The following is an 18,896-nucleotide window of genomic DNA, read 5'->3' on the forward strand; positions in this document are numbered from 1 at the left end:
GTTCACACCCCTCCGGTGAGGGTGACCCCACCGTCCAGCACGAGGGTGCGGCCGGTGACCCACGCGGCGTCCTCGGAGAGCAGGAAGGCGACCGCGCCCGCGACGTCCTCGGGCACGCCGAGGCGACCGAGCGGGTACTGGGCGGCGACCTTCTCCTCCCGGCCCTCGTACAGGGCCTCGGCGAAGCGGGTCTTGACCACGGCGGGGGCGACCCCGTTCACGCGCACGCCCGGGCCGAGTTCGACCGCGAGCTCCTCGGTGACGTGGGTGAGCATGGCCTTGGTGGCGCCGTAGAAGCCGATGCCGGGGGCGGGTTTGGTCCCGGCCACGGAGGAGACGTTGACGATGGCGCCGCCGTGCTCGGCGAACCACGCCTGGTGGGCCCTTTGGACCCAGGAGATCGCGGCGAGCACGTTGACCTCGAAGATCTTGCGGGCGGCGTCGAGGTCGAGGTCGACCATACGGCCGTAGACCGGGTTGATGCCGGTGTTGTTGACGAGCAGGTCCACACTGCCGAAGGCCTCCAGGGTGGCGGCGATCGCGGCGTCCTGGTGGTCGGGGTCGTCGGCCCGACCGGGGACCCCGATGGCGTGTTCGGGGCCGCCGAGGGCCTCGACTGCCTCCCTCAGGGGTTCGGGCTTGCGCGCGGTGACGCACACGCGAGCCCCCTCGGAGACGAGCCGCTGGGCGACGGCCAGACCGATGCCGCGACTGGCACCGGTGATGATGGCGGTGCGCCCGCCGAACCGCGATGTCATGCGTACTCCCTAGACCGACTGGTCGGTATGTCACGGAGACTCTATGTCCGCGAAGGCGCGTGCCGCAAGGGGACCGCGGGCAGGCCAGGGGACAATGACTCGGACGCGGGCGCGGTCGCCCGCGTCACGCACACAGGAGGTTCCACCATGGCCACCGAGGTCACCGACGTTCCCGAGCGCCGCCGCTACGAGGTCAGAGTCGACGGCGAGGTCGCGGGGTACGCGGAGTACATCCTCACCGACGAGCTGATCACCTTCACGCACACCGAGATCGACCCCGCCTTCGAGGGGCGGGGGCTGGGCAGCGTCCTGGTGCGCGAGGCGCTGGACGACGTGCGTACCCGTGAGCTGGCCGTGCTTCCGCTGTGCCCCTTCGTCAAGGGGTGGATCGAGCGCCACCGCGAGTACGCCGACCTCGTGTACCGGTGACGGGTCCGCGCGGAAGGGAGCCAGGAGCGTGAGTACCGACTACGGGCGCGCGATCGCCTTCGGGGTCTTCCCCTCACCGAACGCGGACCCGGACTCCCTGCGACGGACCTGGGAGGTGGTCGGGGCGGCCGAACGCGGCGGCCTCGACTTCGCCGGGTTCCAGGACCACCCCTACCAACGGCGCCACCTCGACACCTGGGGCCTGATGGCCACGGCGCTGGCCCGCACCGAGCGGCTGCGGATCTTCCCGGACGTCGCCAACCTGCCCCTGCGCCCGCCCGCGGTCATGGCCAAGAACGCCGCCAGTCTGGACGTGCTCTCCGGTGGCCGGTTCGAGCTCGGCCTGGGCGCCGGGGCGTTCTGGGAGGCGATCGAGGCGATGGGTGGTGAGCGCCGGACCCCGCGCGAGGCCGCCGACTCCCTCCTGGAGGCGATGGAGGTGATCCGGCTGATGTGGTCCGAGCAGAGGTCGGTCCGCTTCGAGGGGGAGCACTACCGGCTGGCCGGGGTCAAACCGGGGCCCGCTCCCGCTCACGACATGGGGATCTGGCTGGGGGTGGCCGGTCCCCGGCTGCTCGGCGAGGTGGGGCGCCGCGCGGACGGCTGGGTGGCCTCGCACGCCTATGTCGGACCGGACCGGTTGCCGCAGGCGCACGCCCGGATCGACGCGGGCGCCGCCGAAGCCGGCCGGGACCCGGCGTCCGTGCGCCGTGTGTACAACCTGTGGGGCACGATCACCGGCCACGGGGTCCAGGGTGACCCGGGTGAGCCGCTCCACGGTCCGGTGGAGGCGTGGGTCGAGGCGATCACGGGGTTCGTGCTGGAGCACGGCATGGACACGTTCGTGCTGGGCCCGGCGGAGGACTCGGCCGCCCAGGTGGACCTGTTCGCCGCCGAGGTGGCACCGGCGGTCCGCGAGGCGGTGCGGGCGGCGCGGGGCTGACGCGCGGGGCGATTCCTCCGTTCCGGCGCGGTTGCCCCGGAACGGAGGAAATCGGTCAATAGTGAATCTACTTCGTAAAGGTGGCGAGGCGGGGGATTCTCTCCTGGGGCGTCTTCTCGATGCCTCAGGCGGCCTCACCGGCGCCCTCTCGGTGTGAGCGGCCGTCTTCCCTGCTGTGCCCCGCCACGCGGACACCGCGGGCGTCCGTTGATGGTGCTGCGGGCGACGGGTGGAAGGAACGGTCCAGAGAACTCGATCTAGGCCGAGGGGTCGAGCGTCAGCTTGCCCACGGTCCCGCGGGCCCGCAGGTCCTCGTGCGCGCGCCGGGCCTCGGAGAGGGGATAGATCGTCCCGAGCACCGGCCGGAGGGCTCCTTCCGAGACCAGGCCGAAGAGCTCCCTCATCGCCTGACCGACCACGTCGCCCGGCAGCAGGAAGGCGTGCGGCAGCCACATGCCCCCCACCGAGACGGAGTGCCGCATCAGGTTGGGCAGCTTCACCGGGGAGGGCAGCTCACGCGAGGCCATGCCGTAGAAGCCCAGTCGGCCGAACGGGGCCAGCGCGTGCAGGCTCTCGTCGGTGATCCGGCCGCCCACCATGTCGAGGACGATGTCCACCCGCCTGCCCTCGTTGGCGTCGATCAGCGCGGTGGTCATGTCCGGGGCGGAGGAGTCCACGACGGCGTCCGCGCCCAGTTCCAGGGCGAGGTCGCGCTTGTCCCCGGTGCTCGCGACGGCGATCACCCGACCGGCGCCGAACCTCTTGGCCAGCTGGACGGCGAGGGTGCCCACGCCTCCGCCCGCGGCGTGCACCACGACCGACTCCCCGGGTTCGATCCGGGTGGTCCTGCGCAGCAGTACCCAGGCCGAGGCGCCCTGCACGATCAGGGCGAGCGCGGCCGCGTCGGTCACGTCGTCCGGGATGTCGTAGGCCAGGTTGGGGTCGGCGGCCGCCCGCTGTGCGTACCCCCCGCCCCCGTTGAGCAGGGCCACGACCCGGCGCCCGTCCTGGGTGCGCCCGGCGACCTCGCTGCCGGGGACCATGGGCAGCGAGGAGGGTGACAGGTAGCTGTTCTCGGCCTGGTGCGTGTCGGCGAAGTTCACCCCGCTGAGGGCGACGTCGACCAGGACCTGGCCGGGGCCCGGCTCCGGGTCCGGCAGCTCCGTGGGCACGAGGACCTCGGGTCCGCCGAACTCGGTGATCTGGATGGCGCGCATGGTGGGCCCTTCCTGATGGTGGAGCGGTCTCGGGCGCACATCATACCGACCAGGTGGTATGTGGCGTGGGTGTGCCCCTTCCATGGGCGTGTGGCGTCAGGAACATGGATCGGGCCCCGCGCCCGCGGTCGGTCGCCGGGGACGAGGGGCCCGTTCACGGGTGTCGGGCGCTACCTGCGGCGAGAGGAACCGCCACTGGAGCGGCCGCCTCCGGACCGGCCCCCACTCGAACGGCTGGAACCGCCCGATCGGCCCCCGCTGGACCGGCTGGACCTGCTGGAACCGCTCCCTCCGGAACTGCGGAACCCGCCCGAGGCGCGGCTCGCCCCGCCCCGCGAGGAGGAACCGCGGGACGAGAAGCCGCGCGACGACGAGCTGCTCCGTGACGAGGAGGACGACGAGGTCCCCCGCGACGACGAACTGCTCCGTGACGACGAGGCGCCGCGCGAGGAGGACGATCCGCGGGATGAACTGCTCGAGGAACGGTTGAACCCCATGGGCAGGCTCCAGGAGGAGCCGCCGGAGCTCCCGGTCGTCCCGTCCTTGGCGCGTGCGGCCGTCCTGTTCCCCGACACGTCCCGCTTGACCCTGGCGGCACGGGAGGTGCCTCCTCCGCCATGGGAGCGTCCCTGGCGTTCGCGGCGGGAGGTGGAGCCGCTCGCTGGGGCCTCCGACCGCGAGGCGAACCCCGCCCCGCCTCTGCGCTCCACCCGCGGGGTTCTGGTGGCACGGGGCGCGGGGGCCTCCGAGCGACTGGACAGCGGTCGGTAGCCGCGCCGGGAACCCCCGACGGACGCGCTGGAGGTCGCGCGGGACCGGCGGCGCACCGGCTGGAAGGTGTGGACCACCAGCGGGCGGCGCTGGCGCCGTGTGACCACGTAGCCGCGCCGGGGGTGGTGCCAGTGGTGGCGAGGCTGGTACCCGTACTCGGGGTAGCGGCCGAAGTCCGCGTAGTGCGAGTGATAGAACTCCGGTTCGCGCTCGTGCAGCAGCACGTCGATGGTGATCGCGGCGCCGATCACCAGACGGCGCAGCGGCCAGGGCAGATCGAAGGCGAACTCCAGCGCGTAGCGGTCCTCGGTGGTGAAGAACCGCCCGCCCAGCCCGGGGTGCTCCTTGCCGATCCTGGCGATCTCGATCCCGGCGTGGTCGAGGACGGTGAAGTCCCAGCCCCTCCAGTCGCCCCGGATCTCGGCGACGGTGTGGCCCCGGGGGTCGTTGAGCCGGAACCGCGAGCCGAGGAAGGAGCGGTCCTGGACGATGCTGCCGTAGGGCTCGTTGTGCGGGCCGCTCACGTGGATGTAGGGGCGGCCGCGGTCCCAGGGCTTGTCGAGGGTCAGGAGGGGGTGGCCGTCGGGGGAGTAGATCGTGAACCGGTGCGGAAGCTGCGAGCTGCGCCGGTGGGAGTGCGACCACGCGGTCATGTGTTCGTTCACGTACGCGAGCGGCTGGCCGTGGTCGCTGAGGACCTCGTAGTGGCCTTCGGCGGCGAACAGGCGGCGGGGTTGTTCGACCAGCAACACGGGCGCGGTGAACAGGGGTGCGTGCATGTGGGGGCCTTTCCGGCGCGGTCGGCCCGGGGGCGACGTGGTCGGTTGGGTGCGAGGCGGTTGGGTCTGCGCAGCGGGGAGATTCGGGATAATCCAGCTGAAAACCTATCGTCGCTTCGACGACGCGGTGCCCTCGTGGGTTCCACCTGTTCGCGTGGGTCTTGCGCGCGCAAACCTAACGGTGTTAGGTGGTGGTACCGACCCCCTGGAGGCATCCGTGAACGCCGAGCACATCGTGGAGACCGCGAACGGACCGGTGCGCGGCACCTCCTCACCCCGGTCCGAGGACGGACGGGTCACCGTGCACCGGGGCATCCCCTACGCCGCCGCACCCTTTGGGGAACACCGCTTCGCCGCCCCCGCGCCCGCCCCGGCCTGGGACGGGGTCCGCGACTGCGCCGAACCCGGTCCGCCCGCGCCGCAGAGCGCCAGCTTCATCGGTACCGCGCCCTGGGACGCGGGCACCTCCCTGGACTGCCTGGTCCTCAACGTCTGGTCCCCGACCGCCGGGACCGGCACCGAGGACGGCGCGGCCCCGGTCATGGTGTGGATCCACGGCGGCGCCTACATCGTGGGCTCCGGCTCCGAGGCCACCTACGACGGCACCCGTCTGGCCGAGACCGGGATGGTCGTGGTCAGCGTCAACTACCGCTTGGGCTTCGAGGGCTTCGGTCACGTCCCCGGCCGCCCCGACAACCGGTGGCTCCTCGACCAGGTCGCCGCTCTGCGCTGGGTCCGTGACAACATCGCCGCGTTCGGCGGGAACCCGGCCGACGTCACCGTCGCGGGGGAGTCGGCCGGAGCCGGTTCGGTGGTCTGCCTGATGGCCTCACCCGAGGCGCGCGGGCTCTTCCACCGCGCCATCGCGCACAGCGTTCCCGGCGACATGATCACCGTGGACACCGCGCGCGAGGTCGCCGAGGGCGTGGCCGAGATCGTCGGGGTGCCGCTGGAGGCCGGGGCCCTGGCCGAGGTACCGCCGGAAAAGCTGCTGGCGGCGACCGACACGATCCTCTCCGGCGCCGGCAGGCCCGGCAAGGGAGTGCGGACCAAGGCCTTCACCTGCTACGGACCCGTGGTCGGCTGCCCCGAACTGCCCGAGCCGCCGCTGGAGGCGATCGCTCGGGGCTCCGCCGCCGACGTGGCCCTCCTGGTGGGCCACAACACCGACGAGTTCACCCTCTTCACCGGCCTGGGCCAGAAGGTGGAGGTCGAGGACGAGTCGGCGCTCGCGGTCACCGCCGACCGCCTCGGTCTGGGGGAGGACGCGGTGGAGGTCTATCGCGCGGCCCACCCCGAGGCGTCCCTCGCCGAGTTGTACGTCGCGATGCGCGGTGACGCCATGTTCTGCGAGTACTCCACCCGTGTCGCCGAGGCGCACGCGGCGGCGGGCGGCAGCGCCCACCTCTTCCGGTTCGCCGCGCGCAGCCGGGTCCTGGAGGGCGCCCTGGGGGCCTGCCACGCCTTCGACCTGCCCTTCGCGTTCGGCAACATGGACTGCGAACTGGCCCGGTTCCTGTGCGACGGCACCCCGGACGCCGCCCACCTCGCGCTGTCCGACAGGATGACGGCGGCCTGGAGCGCCTTCGTGTCCGGAGGCGAACCCGGATGGGCCCCGGTCCGGCCGGGAGCGACCACGGCCCGAGTGTGGGACCTGAAGGACTCACTGAGGGAGGGGGAGCGTTCCCCGCTGCGCGCACTGTGGTCCGGGGTGACGTTCGCACCGAAGTAGATCCCGCACCCCCCGGGCTCCGGTGGTCGATAACATTCGATTACGGGGTTTGGTACTGGTGTGACGGGGGTCGATTCGTGGTGGAAGACGTTCCGGAGGCGTTGCTGGCGGCTCGCGACGACGTCGCGCGCTTCCTCCTCTCGTACAAGTTCGCCATCGACACCGTGATGGCGAAGGTCAACATCCTCAACGAGGAGTTCCGCTACACCCACGACCACAACCCGATCGAGCACGTGAGCTCCCGGCTCAAGACCCCGTCCAGCATCATGGAGAAGGCGCGGCGGCGCGGGGTCCCCTACGACCTCAACGAGATCCGCGGGTCCATCCTCGACATCGCCGGTATCCGCGTCACGTGCAGTTTCGTCTCGGACACCTACACGATCCGCGACATGCTGGCCGGGCACGAGGACATCCGGGTGATGGAGGAGCGCGACTACATCCGCTCACCCAAGGCGAACGGCTACCGGAGCCTGCACCTGCTGGTGGAGACGCCGGTGCGGATGTCGGACCGGACAGAGGACGTGCCGGTGGAGATCCAGATCCGGACCATCGCGATGGATTTCTGGGCCAGCCTGGAACACAAGATCTACTACAAGTACGGCAAGTCGGTTCCGGTCGGTCTGCTGGACGAGATCCGCGAGGCGGCCGAGACGGCCAACCGTTTGGACGTGACGATGGAGCGCCTGCACGGCGAGGTGCGGGAACAGGGGGACCGGGTCAGGGGTTCGCTGCCCGGCCCGGAGGAACTGCGCAAGCTGCCCCTGGCCGACGAACTGCTGCGGGCGCTGGCCGAGCGGGTCAACTCCGAGCGCTCCGACTGACCGGCGGGTCGAAGAACCCGGCCGGTGCGCGGGCGACCAGCGCGGGTCGACCGCTGCTGTAGGCCGCCAGGTGTCCGAGGCCTGCGAACTCCACGCGGCTGGCGTGCGGCAGTGCCCCCTGACATCCTCTGAACAAAGGGCGCCGCGCGCACGTGGATCGCGGTCGCGTTCGGGGCATGGGAAAGGGGTCCCCGACCAGCGGGAACCCCTCACCACGCTGTGCCGCCCCGGTCGTGGGGGCGGCGCGCGTTACTTGCCCAGGCCCGCGCGGCGGAGGGCGTCAGCCATCGCGCTCGAGGCCGCCGGCGCGTTGTCCCGTCCTCCGTTGCCGCGCCCGCCGCCGTTGCCGCGCCCGCCGTTGTTCTGACGACCGCCGCCACGACGCTGCTCACCACCGCGACCGCCGCCACGGGGCTGTCCGCCGCCCTCGCCGCCACGGTTGCCGCGCTCGCCGCGACCGCCGCCCTGACCACCGGGGGCCGGGGCGTCGTCGTCCAGGCGCATCGTGAGCGAGATGCGCTTGCGCGGGATGTCGACCTCGCGCACCTTGACCTTGACGATGTCACCCGGCTTGACGACGTCGCGCGGGTCCTCCACGAACTTGTGCGACAGCGCCGACACGTGGACCAGGCCGTCCTGGTGCACGCCCACGTCCACGAAGGCGCCGAAGGCGGCCACGTTGGTGACCACCCCCTCCAGGATCATCCCCTGCTCCAGGTCGTCCAGCTTCTCCACGCCCTCCTTGAAGGTGGCGGTGGTGAAGGCGGGACGCGGGTCGCGGCCGGGCTTCTCCAGCTCGCTGAGGATGTCGGTGACGGTCGGCAGACCGAAGGTGTCGTCGACGAAGTCCTCGGGACGGACTCCCTTCAGCGCCTTCTTGTCACCGATCAGCGACGGCAGGTCGCTGCCGGTCCGGTCCAGGATGCGCCGCACCACCGGGTAGGCCTCGGGGTGCACCGCGGACGTGTCCAGCGGGTCGTCGCCGCCCGGCACCCGTAGGAAGCCCGCGCACTGCTCGAAGGCCTTGGGGCCCAGCCGTGGCACCGAGCGCAGGGCCTCGCGGCTCCGGAACGGACCGTTGGCGTCACGGTGCGACACGATGTTGCGGGCCAGGGTCGAGGTCACGCCCGACACCCGGGTCAGCAGCGGGACGGACGCGGTGTTGACGTCCACGCCCACGCCGTTCACGCAGTCCTCGACCACGGCGTCCAGCGAGCGCGACAGCTTCGCCTCCGCGAGGTCGTGCTGGTACTGGCCCACGCCGATGGACTTGGGGTCGATCTTGACCAGTTCGGCCAGGGGGTCCTGGAGGCGCCGGGCGATCGAGGCGGCGCCACGCAGGGACACGTCCAGGTCCGGAAGCTCCTCGGAGGCGTACGCCGAGGCCGAGTACACGGAGGCGCCAGCCTCCGACACCATGACCTTGGTGAGCTCGAGCTCGGGGTGGCGCTTGATCAGGTCGCCCGCCAGCTTGTCGGTCTCACGCGAGGCGGTGCCGTTGCCGATCGCGACCAGCTCGACGTCGTGGGCGGAGCACAGCTTGGCCAGGCGGTCGATCGAGCCGTCCCAGTCGCGGCGCGGCACGTGCGGGAAGACGGTGTCGGTGGCCACGACCTTGCCAGTGGGGTCGGTGACGGCGACCTTCACACCGGTGCGAAGGCCCGGGTCCAGGCCCAGGGTGGACCTGCTTCCGGCGGGCGCGGCCAGCAGGAGGTCGCGCAGGTTGGCGGCGAACACGTTGACGCCGTCGTCCTCGGCCTGCTGCCACAGGCGCATGCGCACGTCGATGTCGAGGCGGACCAGGATCCGGGTGCGCCAGGCCCAGCGCACCGTGTCCTGGAGCCAGCGGTCGGCTGCGCGGCCCCGGTCCACGATCTCGAAGTGTGAGGCGATGGCGTTCTCGTAGGAGCTGCGGGGGACGGTGCCGTCCGCGCCCGCCTCGGGGGTCTCCTCCGGCTCCAGGTTGAGGGTGAGGACCTCCTCCTTCTCACCCCGGTACATCGCCAGGACCCGGTGGGAGGGGAGCGCGGTGAGGGGCTCGGAGAAGTCGAAGTAGTCCGCGAACTTGGCCCCGGCCTCCTCCTTGCCCTCGCGGACCGCCGAACCCAGACGGCCCTTCTCCCACAGCCGCTCACGCAGCGTTCCGGTGAGGTCGGCGTCCTCGGCGAACCGCTCCACCAGGATCGAGCGGGCCCCGTCGAGGGCGGCCTTGACGTCGGCCACTCCCTTGTCGGCGTCGACGTAGGCGGCGGCGACCTCCTGCGGGTCCTGGTTCGGGTCACCGATCAGACCCTCGGCGAGCGGTTCGAGACCGGCCTCGCGCGCGATCTGGGCCTTGGTGCGGCGCTTGGGCTTGTAGGGGAGGTAGATGTCCTCCAGACGGGCCTTGGAGTCGGCCTCGTTGATCCGGGCCTCCAGCGCGTCGTCCAACTTGCCCTGGGAACGGATCGACTCCAGGATCGCGCTCCGGCGTTCGGCCAGTTCACGAAGGTAGCGCAGGCGCTCCTCCAGGGCGCGCAGCTGGGCGTCGTCCAGCGCTCCGGTGGCCTCCTTGCGGTACCGGGCGATGAAGGGAACGGTCGACCCGGCGTCGAGCATGTCGACGGCGGCACTGACCTGGTGCGCGCCCACGCCGAGCTCCTCGGCGATGCGCTGGTCGATCGTGGGTGTCACAGGGGTCGTCACGAGTAAACGTCCACTCTCTGGCTGTTCGGTGCGCGGACATTCTCGCGGTGCGCGGGACCGTTGTCATCCCGGCGCGTCGCCGTCCGCACTCCCAGGTTCCCGCACGATCACCCCTGCCCGGACCCGGGGGCGCGCGGGGGCGGACGGCGAAGCCGGAGTTCGGGTGGTTCGGTGGGATTCGGGGTCAATGGGGCTCGTGGGGCGGGTGTGGAGCCGTGCCTCAGGGTCCGGTGCCGTCGAGGTAGTCGGGGGCGTAGTACTCGTCGACCGGGGTCGGGCCCCGGTAGCCCTGGCACATGCATTGGCGATAGGTCGAGTTGGCCTGGCCGGTCCAGCGGCCGGGGATGACGACCTGGGTCTGGCAGCGCTTCGTCTCGTGGTCGTGGAAGACCAGGTTGTGGCCGCAGCCGCAGACGGGCTGGGGGGTGCGCTGCCCGCGGTCCGGGATCTGCGGGGTGCCGTGGTGCTGCTGGAGTTCTCGGCGGGACTCGCGGCGGGCGGTGCGCCGCCCCGCCAGGAAACCGGCGGCCGCGATCGCCGCGCCGATGACCATGAAGAACGGCTCCATGAGCTGACACCCTCCTCGGTTCCGGGGTCCCGTCCCGCCACGGGGTTGCGCCCATTGTCGCCCATGGGCGCGCTTTTCAGGGGTGGGTGGCCCGGTAGGTCGAACCCCGCAGGCCGAAAGTTTCCCAAAGAAATCTCTGCAAAGACCTTTTTGCAAAGGAGTCTTTGGAGTACGGTTCAGTCATGTACGAGAAAGAGCACCCGGAAGCGACGGAACCCGATCACGCGTCCATGGATGTGGGGGCCGAGGCCCTGCGCGGGCTCGCCCACCCCCTGCGGGCCCGCATCCTCGACGAACTCACCCTCGAGGGATCCGCGACCGCGACCATCCTGGCCGAACGACTGGGCGAGAGCAGCGGATCCACCAGCTACCACCTGCGCCAACTCTCCCGGTACGGGTTCGTCGAAACCGACCCCGGCCACACCGGGCGCCGCGACCGCTGGTGGCGCATCCGCCCCGGCGGCTGGCGCATGAGCGGCCTCGACCACCTGCGCAACCCGGCCACCCGCGAGGCGGCCGAGATCGTCCTGGACCGCTACTACGGCGGCCGCCGCGAACGGCTCGACCAGTGGCGGAACCGGGTCAGGACACGGCCCGACGACCCGGTGGTGCGGCGTTGGCAGACGGCCATGCAGGACTCCCTGTCGCACGCGCGGATGACCCCGGAGGAGACCGAGGAGTTCGCCGGAGCGCTCCAGGAGTTCGTCCGGTCCTGGACACGCCGCTTCGAGGGCCGTACCGCCCGGAGCCACCCCGACACCGAGTCGGTGGAACTGCACACCGACCTGTTCCCCAATCTCGGCGGGGCGCCCGACGCGGACGACGCGGACGCATCCGAGAAGGGCGGCGAGGACGACGGCCCCACGTCTCCCTGACCCCACGTTTCCCTGACCCCGCGAAGCCGTGCCACCTGAATCCACCCCCCACTCAGGAGCCCCATGACCACCGCACCTCCCACCACGCACGCGCCCCGGTCCGAACGACTCGGCGGGGACTTCCACCGCTTCTGGGGCGCCGGCGTGTTCACCAACCTGGCGGACGGCATGCTCGTCGTGGCGCTGCCGCTGATCGCGGTCTCCCTCACCCAGGACCCGCTCCTCATCGCGGGCCTCACCGCCGTGCGCTTCCTGCCCTGGCTGCTGCTGGCCCCGCTGTCGGGCGTCCTGATCGACCGGGTGCACCGCATGCGCGCCATGGTCGTGTCCAACACGGTCGCCACCCTGGTCATGGCCGGTCTGATCATGGCCATGGTCACCGGGAGCCTGTCCGTCTGGCTCCTGTACGCGGCGATGTTCGCGCTGATCTGCTGTGAGACGGTGACCGACCCGGCGAGCAGGATCGCGGTGGTCCAGCTGGTCCCGGCCCGGTTGCTGGACCGGGCCAACAGCCGGGTGGAGGGCGGCCGACTGGTCGCCCAGGAATGCCTCGGCCGCCCGGTCGCCGGGTTCCTGTTCGCGGCCGGAGCGGTCGCGCCCCTGGTGGGGATCGCGGGATCCTACGCCCTGTGCGTGGTGCTGCTGTGCGCCGTGCCGCTGGTGTGGAGCCGCTCCGTTCCCAGTGAGGGGGAGCCCGCGCGGACCGAGGGCTTCCTGCGCTCCACAGGTGAGGGCTTCCGACAGGTCCTCGGCGATCCGATCCTGCGCGGCAACATGCTCTGCAACGCCGGGATGATGGTCGGCGCGAACTTGGGCGGCGCGGTGCTCGTGCTCCACGCGCAGGGCGCCCTCGGGGTTCCCGCCGTGTTCTTCGGGGCCTTCATGACCTCCTCCGCGATCGGGGGAGTCCTCGCCAGCCTGACGGCCGACCGGGTGATCACCCGCGTCGGCAGACGGACGACCGTGGTCGGCGGCTACCTGGGGATGGCCGTCTGCTTCACGGGCGTGGCCCTCGTCGGAGACCCGTACTCGGCCTTCGCGCTGCTCACGGTGTCCGGCTTCTGCATGGTCGTGTCCAACATCGCCGCGAGCCCGTACTACCAGACCGTGGTCCCCGACGCCGTGCGCGGCCGCGTCGCGGGGGTCAGCCGGATGATCGGCTGGGGCGTCACACCGCTCGGGGCCCTGGCCGGAGGCCTGCTCGGTCGGATCGACCTCGCGCTGGCCTTCCTCCTGGGCGGTGTGATCATGGCCCTCACCGTTCTCCTGTCCCGGCAGGTGATAGCCGAGACCGCCCGCCGCGCGGACCTGGCCCTGGCCGAGGCCGCCGCGCGGCCCGGATCCGATGAGGAGAACCGATGACCACCACCCCACCCGCCTCGGGTGCCCCAGGGTCCGGCCCCCACGACGAGGCCGGACCGGGGGCGGCGGCTCAGGCCTCGGCGCGCAGCTTCTTGAGCGTCCGCACGTCCTCGGCGTGCGGACCCTCCGGGCCCGGCGTCTCCAGGGTGATGGGGACACCCGCGGTCACCGGGTGGCGGAACAGCTCCGTGAACGGCTTGGCGCCGATGTGGCCCAGACCGATGTTCTCGTGCCGGTCCCTGTTGCTGCCGCAGGGCGCCTTGGAGTCGTTGCCGTGGATCAGCTTGAGCCGGTCGGCGCCGACCACCTCGCCGAAGCGGTCCATCGTCTCGCGCATGCCCTCGACGGTCGAGATGTCGTGACCGGCCGCGAACAGGTGCGCGGTGTCCAGGCACACGCCCACGTTGGAGTGCCAGTCCAGGGCCTCCATGTAGGGGACGAGGTCGTCGACCGTGGCGCACAGCACCTGGCCCTGACCGGCCATCGGCTCCAGCAGCACAGGCGGGACGTCGTCGCCGAGCCGCTCCAGCAGGGGGAGGATCCGGGAACGGACCCGCTCCAGCCCGGCCTCGCGCCCGCCCGAGACCGCCGAACCGGTGTGCATCACCACGCCGAGGGCGCCGATCTCCGCGCCGCGCCGCAGGGCGTGCTCCAGGGAGACGAGCGACTTCTCGGCGGTCTCCTCGTTGGGTGCGCCGGGGTTGATCAGGTAGGGGGAGTGCACGAACACGGGCAGGTCCGTGCGCTCCCGCATTTGCGCGTCCTGCGCCGGGTCGCCCGCGTTGGTCGCCCAGCCGCGCGGGTTGGACACGAAGACCTGGACGGTCTCCGCGCCGATCTGCTGTGCGTACGCCAGGCCCTTGGTGGCCATGCCGCCCGCCACGGGCACGTGCGCCCCGATCGGGGTCCGGGGCCGCTTCTGCTCAGTGTTGTTCATCGCGAACCAACTCTAGGGCCGACCAGCGGGTGGGCGTGGTCTGCGGTGTCCCACTCGGCGCGGCGTCGTCACGCTGCCGGGCCGGTCAGGGCCGGTCGCGCAGTTCGGTGAGCAGGTCGGGGAGTTCCCACAGCACGGTGACGTGGCCGTGCCCGGGGAGCACGCGAAGCTCGGCTCCCGGGACCAGGCCCGCGGTGTGCCGCGAGTGCGCGATCGGGACGATCGTGTCCGCGTCACCGTGCACCACGACGAACGGGGTGTGCGCGGCCGCCGGGTCGAAGGTCCAGGGGCGGCCCTGGACCCAGGAGTCCTGGGTGTAGCCGCCCACCCCCTGGGCGAACGCGTCCTTGGCCGCGGCCGCCAGGTGTGGGACGTACCGAGATGCGAACAGTCGGCTGTCGGGTTCGGGCCACTCGGTCGGAGAGGAACCGAGGTGGCGCTCGCCCCACTCCAGGGCGGCCCGCTCGTCCGGCAGGCGCATCATGGCCCGTTCGACCTCGGAATAGCCCTCCCAGCCGGGTTCCCACGCGAAGTCGGTGACCCCGCCCAGGACGACGGTGCCGCGCACACGCTCCGGCAGCAGGGCGGAGACGGCCACACCGTAGGGACCGCCCGAGGAGTGTGCCGCCACCAGGAAACGGTCGACGCCGAGGGAGTCGGCGAGCGCGGCCGCGTCGTCGACCCAGCCAGTGAGAGTGCGCCCGGGGGCGGGGGAGGAGCCGCCGTAGCCGGGCCGGTCGGCGGTGATCACCCGCAGCCCGGCGGCGGCGAACGCCTCGTCCTGGTCGCCCAGGTTGCGTCTGCTCATCGGGGCGCCGTGCGCGAACAGGACCGGGGTCCCCGCCGGGTCGCCGATGTCCGTGTAGGCGACCGTGCGCCCGTGGAGTTCGACCGTCGTGTCCCGCATGCCGCACCCGCCCCGCTTCCCTCGTCCTCACCGAACGTTAGACGCCGCGCGTCGGCGCCCACAAGGAGGAGCGGGCGACGGGTCGGCGAGAAGGGAAGCGGCGTCGAACCCCTCGGCGCCGACCGTGCCCGGTGTCCAGCGCGGAGTCCCTGGACCTGTGCCAGCGCACGGTGGGGGGTGCTCTCTCCGGGGGCGGGGTTCGGACACCGACGCGCCCGCCGAGGTCACCGACCGGGCTGCGACCCAGGGCGGCCGATCCAGCGGGACCGTCCCGTTGACCGTCGGGCCGGACGGAGCGCTAGTCTCGTGCCCGTGAGCACCTCGACCACGCAGCCCTTCAGCCTGTCCGACGTCACCGCCGCCTTCGAGGAGGTCTACCCACCCCAGTGGGCCGCCTCCTGGGACGCGGTCGGCCTGGTCTGCGGGGACCCCGCGCAGCCGGTGGAGCGCGTCCTGTTCGCGGTCGACCCCGTGGACGCGGTGGTCGACGAGGCCGTGACCTGGGGTGCGGACCTGATCATCACGCACCACCCGCTGATGCTGCGCGGCGTCACCAGTGTCGCCGCCAACACCCCCAAGGGCCGGATCGTGCACCGCCTGATCCGCTCCGGTGTGGCTCTGTACACCGCGCACACCAACGCCGACACCGCCGCGCCCGGGGTGTCCGACGCCCTGGCCCGCGCGGTCGGCCTCACGGGTTCGCTGCGACCGCTCGACCCCGACGCAACCGACCCCGAGGGGCGGCGCGGCATCGGTCGCGTCGGCGAGCTGGACGAGCCCATGGTCCTGCGGGACTTCGCGGCCCGGGTGGCCCAGGGGCTGCCCGCCACCGCTGGGGGCGTCCGCGTCGCCGGTGACCTGGACCGCGTCGTCACCACCGTCGCGGTCTCGGGCGGGGCGGGCGACTCCCTGCTCGGCGCCGCCCGCGCCGCCGAGGTGGACGCCTACGTCACCTCCGACCTGCGCCACCACCCCGCCTCGGAGTTCGTCGAGGAAGCGGGCGGCCCGGCACTCGTGGACACCGCCCACTTCGCCAGCGAGTGGCCGTGGCTGGCCGACGGCGCCGCCCAGCTGGCCGACGCCCTCCGGCGCACGGGTGGCCCGAATGGGGCTAACGTGGAGACCCGCGTGTCGACCACCGTGACGGATGCCTGGTCACGGACCTTCCCACACGCGTAGTACCCCCTCGACGACCACAACTGCACAGGGCGCGGGCGGCCTCCCCGGCCTCCCAACCGCGATTCCCAGGAGACTCCAAGTGAAAGCCGAACCCGCCGCTCAGGCCAGACTGCTCGACCTCCAGGAGCTCGACACCGAGCTCCAGCGTCTGGACCACCGTCTCCGGAGCCTGACCGAGATCGCCGAGGCGGCCCGGCTCAAGGAGCGGGTCGACGCGATCGACGCCGAGCTCATCACCGCCCAGACCCGCGCCTCCGACATCGAGCGCCACCAGCGCAAGGCCGAGAGCGACGTCGAACAGGTGCGTTCGCGCGCCGACCGCGACACCAAGCGTCTGGAGTCGGGGCAGATCACCAACGCCAAGGAGCTCCAGAACCTCCAGTCGGAGATCGCCTCGCTGGGTCGACGCCAGGCCGAGCTGGAGGAGGTCGTTCTGGAAGTCATGGAGGAGGCCGAGTCCGTCAACTCCGACATCACGCGCCTGACCGGGGAACGCGAGGAGGCCGTCGCCCGCTTCACGGAGGTCACCGCTCGCCGGGACACCGCCGCCGCCGAGATCCAGTGGGACCGCACCCGCGTCACCCAGGACCGTCAGCGGGTCAGCGAGGACATCCCCGCCGACCTGCTGAAGCTGTACGACAAGCTGCGGTCCCAGTACGACGGCGTGGCCGCCGCCCCGCTGCGGTACGGCCGCTGCAACGGCTGCAAGCTGGCGCTGAGCACCGTGGAGCTCAACGAGATCCGCGCGACCGCCGCCGACGAGGTGGTCCGCTGCGAGGACTGCCGCCGCATCCTGGTGCGCACCGAGGAGTCGGGGCTCAACGCCCCCGCCGCCGAATGAGCTGGGGCGCGCCGGACAGCGAGCCGACCCGCCTGGTCCTGCTCCGCCACGGGCAGACCCCGCTGTCCGTCGAACGGCGTTTCGCCGGACGCGGCGACGTCCCCCTCACCGAGGTGGGGCACGCCCAGGCCGAAGCGGCCGCGCGGCGCCTGTCCGGGTGGGGGATCGACGCGGTGGTCTCCTCCCCGCTGTCGCGTGCCCGGCACACCGCCGGGTACGCGGCCGAGCTCCTCGGTCTGCCGGTGGAGACCGACGAGGGGTTCGTGGAGACGGACTTCGGCGCATGGGAGGGCCTGACCTTCGCCGAGGCGCGCGAGCGCGACCCCGAGGGAGTCGACCGGTGGCTGGCCGATCCCGAGACGGGCCCGCCCGGAGGGGAGAGCTTCGCCGATGTGGCCCGCCGCGTGGGCGCGGCGCGGGACGCCCTGCTGGAACGCCACCGGGGCCGCCGGGTCCTGGTGGTCAGCCACGTCACCCCGATCAAGGTCACTGTCCAGCAGGCCGTGCTCGCGCCGATCACGGCGCTGTACCGGATGCACCTGGACACCGCCTGCCTGACCGAGGTGGACTGTTACGCGGACGGACCGCAGGTGGTGCGCTCCCTCAACGACACCGCACACCTGGACCAGTAGGGGTTTCGTACCCCCGTGAGCCCGCTAGACTGGGCCGCAGAGGGGGAGTCGGCCAGACGGTCGCGGACCCGCGCCCGGCGCGGGTTCGAGGAAAGTCCGGACTCCACAGGGCAGGGTGGTCGGTAACGCCGACCCGGGGTGACCCGCGGGACAGTGCCACAGAAAACAGACCGCCACCGCTCGCGGTGGTAAGGGTGAAACGGTGGTGTAAGAGACCACCAGCGGCCGGAGCGATCCGGCTGGCTAGGTAAACCCCACCCGGAGCAAGGTCAAAAAGGGAACCTTCGGGTTCCCGCGCGGATGTTCGAGGGCGGCCCGCCCGAGTCCGCGGGTAGACCGCACCGAGGTCGTCGGCAACGGCGGCCCCAGATGGATGACCGTCCGGTCGCAGACCGACAGAATCCGGCTTACCGGCCGACTCCCTCTCCTCCAAGTCTCTGACCTGCGACGCAGCGCGGGGGAGCCGACCGTGTTTGCTCTCTGTTTGCTCCGGTCGGTCAGCTGGCGCTTTTCCTGATGCTGGCCCCACCGAGATGTACCGACGCCTCGGGGAGCGGGGACACCGGCCGGTGAGGTTCACCGAGGAGATCACCATTCGCCGACCTCTTCAGGAAGAGGCGGACTTCCTCGCACTCGAGGGGGATCTCCCGGTCATCGTCGTGACCCGGATCGGCATTGATGCGCAGGGCATGAACGTCGAGGCAACCGTGAACGTCTTGGACGCCTATGCCTGGTCCCTGGTGTACGAGTGGGAAGAGAACCAGGATGACTGAGACTCCGCGGCATTCGGTAAGCGTCACAGGCGTGGTCTTCAACGATGACGGCCAGGTCCTCGCGATCGAGCGCGACGACGACGGTCGGTGGGTTCCGCCGGGCGGTGTCTTGGAGCTCCACGAGGACCCCAGAGACGGGGTTGTTCGTGAGGTCTGCGAGGAGACCGGTGTGAAGGTCAGGCCGGGCCGGCTGATCGGGATCTACAAGAACATGTCTCTTGGCGTGGTGAGCATGGCCATCGCTTGCACGATCGAATCCGGTGAACCCCGGCCGTCGGAAGAAGCGAAGACTGCGCGCTGGATCAGCGTGGAGGAAGCCCGAGAACGGATGCCGGAAGCGAGGCTGGTCCGTGTTCTGGATGCGCTACGAGACGATGGCCCCTTCATCCGCTGCCACGATGGCACGAAGCTGTTGTAGAGCGGGGAGCTAACCCGGAGGACTTCCGAGTCTTCCGGGTTTCTTCATGCCCGGAGCCGGGTGATGAGAAGTTTCTTTACGTCTTCAAGCCCGCACCTGCGGTGCGGGAGGCACAGGGGGTCGGTGGTGCTCAGACTTTAGGCACCTCTCCGGGCGGGCGCGTGTCGAGTCGGTGTACGCCGACGGAACTTCAGCACCACTGGCCTTCCGCACTCACGGTGAGATCCTCGGGGAGTCGGTGCTCGCGGGCGGAGGCCGGACCCGCAACG

18 protein-coding genes and 1 other RNA gene are annotated in these 18,896 nt (G+C 71.5%); 12 read left to right on the top strand and 7 right to left on the bottom strand.

Going from position 1 to position 18,896, the window contains the following annotated elements; translation table 11 throughout:
- Positions 1 to 2: 2 nt before the first annotated feature.
- Positions 3 to 758, bottom strand: coding sequence for an SDR family oxidoreductase (locus ADX84_RS17190; protein ID WP_049575585.1), 756 nt, complete (start codon positions 756 to 758; stop codon positions 3 to 5).
- Between the two features lie 147 nt (positions 759 to 905).
- Between ADX84_RS17190 and ADX84_RS17195 the strand changes: the two genes are divergently transcribed.
- On the top strand, positions 906 to 1,187 hold the full coding sequence (locus tag ADX84_RS17195; RefSeq protein ID WP_049575590.1) for a GNAT family N-acetyltransferase: 282 nt from the start codon (positions 906 to 908) through the stop codon (positions 1,185 to 1,187).
- A gap of 28 nt (positions 1,188 to 1,215) precedes the next feature.
- On the top strand, positions 1,216 to 2,130 hold the full coding sequence (locus ADX84_RS17200; RefSeq protein ID WP_049575594.1) for an LLM class flavin-dependent oxidoreductase: 915 nt from the start codon (positions 1,216 to 1,218) through the stop codon (positions 2,128 to 2,130).
- 257 nt (positions 2,131 to 2,387) lie between these two features.
- Here ADX84_RS17200 and ADX84_RS17205 read toward each other — a convergent pair whose 3' ends face one another.
- Positions 2,388 to 3,347: an NADPH:quinone oxidoreductase family protein gene (locus ADX84_RS17205; protein WP_049575597.1), complete on the bottom strand. Its 960-nt coding sequence runs from the start codon at positions 3,345 to 3,347 to the stop codon at positions 2,388 to 2,390.
- A 170-nt stretch (positions 3,348 to 3,517) separates the two neighbouring features.
- Positions 3,518 to 4,897: an LURP-one-related/scramblase family protein gene (locus ADX84_RS17210; RefSeq protein WP_049575600.1), complete on the bottom strand. Its 1,380-nt coding sequence runs from the start codon at positions 4,895 to 4,897 to the stop codon at positions 3,518 to 3,520.
- Positions 4,898 to 5,114: 217 nt separating this feature from the next.
- On the opposite strand from ADX84_RS17210, the gene ADX84_RS17215 reads away from it, so the two are divergent.
- Positions 5,115 to 6,629, top strand: a complete 1,515-nt coding sequence (locus tag ADX84_RS17215) for a carboxylesterase/lipase family protein (protein WP_049575605.1) — start codon at positions 5,115 to 5,117, stop codon at positions 6,627 to 6,629.
- A 77-nt stretch (positions 6,630 to 6,706) separates the two neighbouring features.
- Entirely contained in the window at positions 6,707 to 7,450 is a 744-nt protein-coding gene (locus ADX84_RS17220) for a GTP pyrophosphokinase family protein (protein WP_049575609.1), read from the top strand.
- Between the two features lie 249 nt (positions 7,451 to 7,699).
- Here ADX84_RS17220 and ADX84_RS17225 read toward each other — a convergent pair whose 3' ends face one another.
- On the bottom strand, positions 7,700 to 10,135 hold the full coding sequence (locus ADX84_RS17225; protein ID WP_049575612.1) for a Tex family protein: 2,436 nt from the start codon (positions 10,133 to 10,135) through the stop codon (positions 7,700 to 7,702).
- 220 nt (positions 10,136 to 10,355) lie between these two features.
- Positions 10,356 to 10,703, bottom strand: a complete 348-nt coding sequence (locus ADX84_RS17230) for a hypothetical protein (RefSeq protein ID WP_049575615.1) — start codon at positions 10,701 to 10,703, stop codon at positions 10,356 to 10,358.
- Positions 10,704 to 10,885: 182 nt separating this feature from the next.
- Here ADX84_RS17230 and ADX84_RS17235 point away from each other — a divergent pair, with 182 nt between their 5' ends.
- Both ADX84_RS17235 and ADX84_RS17240 read left to right on the top strand, forming a co-directional pair.
- Positions 10,886 to 11,578, top strand: coding sequence for a helix-turn-helix transcriptional regulator (locus tag ADX84_RS17235; RefSeq protein WP_049575618.1), 693 nt, complete (start codon positions 10,886 to 10,888; stop codon positions 11,576 to 11,578).
- Positions 11,579 to 11,641: 63 nt separating this feature from the next.
- On the top strand, positions 11,642 to 12,940 hold the full coding sequence (locus ADX84_RS17240) for an MFS transporter (protein WP_049575623.1): 1,299 nt from the start codon (positions 11,642 to 11,644) through the stop codon (positions 12,938 to 12,940).
- Positions 12,941 to 13,010: 70 nt separating this feature from the next.
- On the opposite strand, the gene ADX84_RS17245 is transcribed toward ADX84_RS17240, so the two are convergent.
- Positions 13,011 to 13,877 (bottom strand): deoxyribonuclease IV, encoded by an 867-nt coding sequence (locus tag ADX84_RS17245; RefSeq protein ID WP_049575626.1) that lies wholly within the window; start codon positions 13,875 to 13,877, stop codon positions 13,011 to 13,013.
- Positions 13,878 to 13,962: 85 nt separating this feature from the next.
- Entirely contained in the window at positions 13,963 to 14,784 is an 822-nt protein-coding gene (locus ADX84_RS17250; protein ID WP_049575630.1) for an alpha/beta fold hydrolase, read from the bottom strand.
- Positions 14,785 to 15,090: 306 nt separating this feature from the next.
- Between ADX84_RS17250 and ADX84_RS17255 the strand changes: the two genes are divergently transcribed.
- The 6 genes from ADX84_RS17255 (at position 15,091) to ADX84_RS17275 (ending at position 18,627) form a co-directional block, all read left to right on the top strand.
- Entirely contained in the window at positions 15,091 to 15,963 is an 873-nt protein-coding gene (locus ADX84_RS17255) for a Nif3-like dinuclear metal center hexameric protein (RefSeq protein WP_049575634.1), read from the top strand.
- A gap of 79 nt (positions 15,964 to 16,042) precedes the next feature.
- Positions 16,043 to 16,804 (top strand): zinc ribbon domain-containing protein, encoded by a 762-nt coding sequence (locus ADX84_RS17260; RefSeq protein WP_049575638.1) that lies wholly within the window; start codon positions 16,043 to 16,045, stop codon positions 16,802 to 16,804.
- Positions 16,801 to 17,436 (top strand): histidine phosphatase family protein, encoded by a 636-nt coding sequence (locus tag ADX84_RS17265; RefSeq protein WP_049575643.1) that lies wholly within the window; start codon positions 16,801 to 16,803, stop codon positions 17,434 to 17,436. Before ADX84_RS17260 ends, ADX84_RS17265 begins: the two co-directional genes overlap by 4 nt.
- A gap of 44 nt (positions 17,437 to 17,480) precedes the next feature.
- Positions 17,481 to 17,862: RNase P RNA component class A (rnpB, locus tag ADX84_RS25130), an RNA gene on the top strand.
- A 107-nt stretch (positions 17,863 to 17,969) separates the two neighbouring features.
- Positions 17,970 to 18,209, top strand: a complete 240-nt coding sequence (locus ADX84_RS17270) for a UTRA domain-containing protein (RefSeq protein WP_082206561.1) — start codon at positions 17,970 to 17,972, stop codon at positions 18,207 to 18,209.
- Positions 18,202 to 18,627 (top strand): NUDIX hydrolase, encoded by a 426-nt coding sequence (locus tag ADX84_RS17275; RefSeq protein WP_049575651.1) that lies wholly within the window; start codon positions 18,202 to 18,204, stop codon positions 18,625 to 18,627. The genes ADX84_RS17270 and ADX84_RS17275 overlap by 8 nt, the downstream gene beginning before the upstream one ends.
- The last annotated feature ends 269 nt before the right edge of the window (positions 18,628 to 18,896 follow it).

The sequence above is a fragment of the Nocardiopsis sp. SBT366 genome (genome assembly GCF_001083815.1).
Taxonomy (GTDB): Bacteria; Actinomycetota; Actinomycetes; order Streptosporangiales; family Streptosporangiaceae; genus Nocardiopsis; species Nocardiopsis prasina.